At 58.5% G+C, this 4,014-nt stretch carries 3 protein-coding genes and 1 pseudogene; 1 reads left to right on the forward strand and 3 read right to left on the reverse strand.

The annotated features are described in order from the left end of the window. A partial coding sequence (locus IRZ31_RS20520) for an SDR family oxidoreductase (protein ID WP_297157387.1) occupies nt 1-399 on the forward strand: 399 nt, incomplete at its 5' end. A gap of 343 nt (nt 400-742) precedes the next feature. Here IRZ31_RS20520 and IRZ31_RS20525 read toward each other — a convergent pair. The 3 genes and pseudogenes from IRZ31_RS20525 to IRZ31_RS21530 form a co-directional block, all read right to left on the reverse strand. After that, nucleotides 743-2,125 (reverse strand): TIGR04013 family B12-binding domain/radical SAM domain-containing protein, encoded by a 1,383-nt coding sequence (locus IRZ31_RS20525; protein ID WP_297157390.1) that lies wholly within the window; start codon nt 2,123-2,125, stop codon nt 743-745. Next, the gene (locus IRZ31_RS20530; protein ID WP_297157393.1) at nt 2,122-2,832 is read right to left on the reverse strand and encodes a hypothetical protein; all 711 of its coding nucleotides are present in this window, start codon (nt 2,830-2,832) and stop codon (nt 2,122-2,124) included. Before IRZ31_RS20530 ends, IRZ31_RS20525 begins: the two co-directional genes overlap by 4 nt. Before the next feature lie 825 nt (nt 2,833-3,657). Continuing rightward, nucleotides 3,658-3,828, reverse strand: a pseudogene (locus IRZ31_RS21530) (helix-turn-helix transcriptional regulator); the annotation flags it as partial. Nucleotides 3,829-4,014: the final 186 nt, after the last annotated feature.

The following is a 4,014-nucleotide window of genomic DNA, read 5'->3' on the forward strand; positions in this document are numbered from 1 at the left end:
CAGCCAGAGAGTGCCATCGTGATTATCTCCTCGATCTCAGGAAGGAAGCCGTCTCTATCCGTGCAGTATGGCACAGCCAAGGCGGCAGAAATCTTTCTCAGTCAGGCGCTCGCGCTGGAACTGGCGCCCTTGCGCATTCGTGTCAACACCATTTGCCCCGGGTCGGTCTTGTTCGCCGGGGGAGGCTGGGAACGCTTTCAAGCGCGTCATCCCGAAGCGTTCGCGCGCTTCGCGCAAGAGGAGTTTCCGTTTGGGAGACTCGGTACGCCCGAGGAGGTGGCTCGTGTCGTGGTGTTTGTGGCATCTCCAGCAGCGAGTTGGATCAATGGGGCGGTGATTGCTGTCGATGGAGGTCAGCAGCAGCCTTCGGCGTTCCAGCGCGGCCCGGTGTGGCGCTAGAGAAGCATCAGGAGAAGGAGTCACCTGCTTGCTGAGCGGCGCACAGGCTGGGCGGTCGCAGCAGACTCGGAGACGCCTGCTCCTGGAGGAAGCTCGCCAGCCAAGAGGAGCTTGTCAAGGGAGGGAAAGCCAGCCCAGCCCCTGGGAGCCTGGTCCAGGCCTGCTTTCCCCGTTGAGCGAGGCGAGGCACCGGCATCTGGGCCTTCCAGATGCAGGCCCTCTTTCCCCATGCTCTCTGCTCGACTGCTTCACCGGCATCAGCCGCCAGCTCGGCTTCGAGCTGGCTGTCCTGCGCCGGTTGGGCCAGGTCCTGCCGCCAGCAAGCACCTGGCTCCTATCACGCTCATGAAGACGTCCCCCGTTCCTGCGAGGACCTGCTGACCGGTACCCCATCGGGTCGACGGCGCATCACCGTGATCAGCTGGGCCAGGGTCTCCTGCTGTTGCCATTCCCCCCACTCTTGCCCTCGCTGAGCCAGATGAGTAAAGATGGCTCGGGTGGTCTTCCCAACAGAGCCAGGAGGCGCATCTTGCAGGGGTGTGCCAGGCAGTGGCATAAAGGTATGGCTATGAATGCACACCTTGGGACTGATACTCGTCAGTCGCTCCATCAGGGCACGGCTCGCCGCTTCATCCTGCTCTGTCTCCCCTGGCAGCCCGGCGATGAAGTCAACATAGATGCGCTTGACGTTGTGACAGTACCGCGCCAGGTTCCGTACTGCCTGCTCCACGGCTTCAACGCCATGCTCACGATGCATGGCCGCCAATAACCGTTCACTTCCTGTCTGGGCCCCAATGGCAAAATAGGCCGCATCTGAGCAACGATCCAGCAGCTGGGCAATCTCAGGCGTGATATACTCTGGCCTCATCTCACTGGGGAATTCCCCAAATTTCAGCCGCGCTCCCCCCGCGACCTCTCGCATCGCTCGCAGCGCTACCTCCAGGCGCTCCGGTTGCGGATGCATCCCATCATCTGAGAGATAGGCGAGCGCGTCGGGGGTGATGAAGCGGATGTCCTTGAACCCAGCACGCACCAGCTGCTCGATATGCTCCAAGACGTTTTCCAGCGCTCGGTGCCGCATCCGGGCCCCATGCAAAAACGGCGTCTGACAGAAGCGGCACGCATGCGGGCAGCCTCGGCCAATCTCAATGGCTCCCAGGCGACGATGCTTGACGCCAATGCTGGGATAGCGACTGGTCAGCTCAATCAATGGGGGGCGCCCTGTCCGCAGGACCCGCTGCCCCTGGTTCCCTTGCCCAAGCACCGCGACCCCAGGGATGTCTGCCGGATCAGGCTGGCCCTGCAGTAAGCGCACCAGAAATTCACAGAACGACCACTCCCCCTCTCCAATAAAGACGACATCGAAGCCCAGGCGCAAGGTGCCGGCAGCATCGCCGGAAGCATGGGCCCCCCCGGCGACAAAGCGTACCTGCTCCTGGGAGGTGCCCGTCTGCCTCTTGAGGGTGTCAAGCAGGGAGGCCATCTTGGGCAGCGCCGCCGTCATAAAGCTACAAGCCACCACAACAGTGCCGTGTGATCCCACCTGCTCCCGCAGCGCTTGCAAGGCCGAGAGGCTGGCCCCTGGCGCTGGTGGGACAAACTGCAGCGTGACCTCGCTGAGGCGCGGATCTTGCTCAATGGCTCCGGTCAAGGCATTGATGCTGAAGCGATTACTCTGGTCGGCCAGGAAGAGAACTGCCACCTTTCTCTGCACTGTTGGCATCATGGCTGCTCTCCAAAGGGTCTCGTGGTCCGCCGAGAGGCAGGAAATGCTCCCAGAAGACGAACCGTGTGCGCATACCAAACCAGCCAGATCTCTGCCAGACGCAATGCCACTGGGCGTAAGCGATAGCGGATGGCAGGATCGGCATCCCGATGCATCTGCTGAAGCAGTGTGAGCAAAAATTCTCTATCGAGCGAGAGGATATGCATCGCGCGATCAGCAACCGCTCGACGAATATAGAGATCAGTTTCTCCTGCCAAGCAGCTGATTACGTGCTGGGCGAGATGACGGACAGACGACTCTGCCCGCAAGTAGGGCAGGATTGCAGGCAGAGCCTTAGCCACCGCCCTGCGAACATTTCGATGGCGTGAAGAGCTGTTTCTCAAGAGATGGTGGTATATTTGCAAGACTGCTTCGGTGCGTACAGGAAGCAGCCGTTCTAAATACCGAGCTGCAACAATCTGAACCAGCAGGTGGCCCTGCCGCAACCCTTCCGAGATGGCCTGAAGCGCCGTTTCAGGGGCAGGGGCAGCAATAATCTCATGCAAGGCGATGGAGAAGCGCACAGCCTCTCGTTCCACCCCCTCCCAGCGGCTAAGGTAGTGGCTCAGTAACTCAGGTAAGGCAGCGCGAAGTTGCTCCAACTGCTGCCGTAGTCGACCTTGCTCTTCTGGATCAGACACGTGTTCTTCCAACGTGCCGGCAAGCAATCGCTGAACGTGCTCTCTCAGATCACCGCAGACTTCTACTGCGGCCAGCCCAACGTAAATATCATCATCAGGGAGGAGACGGAGCCAGGAGAGCAGACGGTGACCGGACTCTGGAGTCGCCTGGAAGAGTGCGGGTAAGGCTTCTACTACACGTCGCCGAATATCCGCTCTGCGGATCGGATCGTAATCCAGGCGCAAGACCTCAATCAGCCGTTCTGCTTTCGCAGGGTCACAGCGACACAATGCTGGTAGAGCCTCAGCAATGCGTCGGCGAAGCTCCCAAGGTGCCTCTTCATGAAGGCCCTCTGCCACAGAAAGCAGCAGTTGAAGCTGGCTGGGATGAGCTTGACCAACACCGCTAAGCACTGCTCCAACAAGCTGGTCAATGGTCAGTAATAGCTCCTCCCCCGGGGTCCCAAGCTTTTCTGATTCATTTCCGCCTTCCGAGGAGAGAGAGCTACCCGTCTGCCATTGCTCTACGATCTGAGCAAGGAGATCGAGAGAAAGAGGAGAAGGATTGACCTCTGTCCTGGCAGGGAGAGCTATCTCCCGCAGACTCAATAGATCAGCAGCGCCGCAGAACACATACTTGTAACGCAGGTAGGAGAGAAATGTCCTCATCTCATCCAGCAAGGCCATTTGGTGAGTTGGTCCCACCTCTCTGACAAGCCGGTACCATTCCTGAGTCGTCTGCATCAAACGCGTAAGTCCAGAATCCAGAAAAGGAGCGGAGGAGGAATAAGATGCCGAAGCGCTCAGAGAAGCTTCCTCGGGATGGGGAGGATAACCAGCCGCCGCTAGTAAGGTTCCTGCCTGCTCGGTACTCAAGCCGAGCGCTTCCGTGAGACGTTGAACCACTTGCTCACTAGGCCGACGATCCCCAGAGAGAATCCGTTGGAGATAATTCACGCTGATGCCTGCAACTGTTGCCAGGTGCTTTTGCTTAATGCCTGATGCCCGAATATACTGCGCAAGCAGCTGAGGAAACGATTCCATAATGGCCTCTCTCTCGGTTGAGAAGAGCACGCTGTCTCAAAAATGCTTGACAGGAAGAAGAAACACCTTCTTCCTTCTTGCTTTCCTTGAGCATACCATACACCAGTCTGATTTGTCAATCATAGTATTGACAAATCAGGCCCATTTTCTATTGACAACCTCAGATCAGCAGGATATCCTCAATAG

Origin of the sequence: Thermogemmatispora sp. (assembly GCF_019683635.1) — a bacterium.
Lineage (GTDB): Bacteria > Chloroflexota > Ktedonobacteria > Ktedonobacterales > Ktedonobacteraceae > Thermogemmatispora.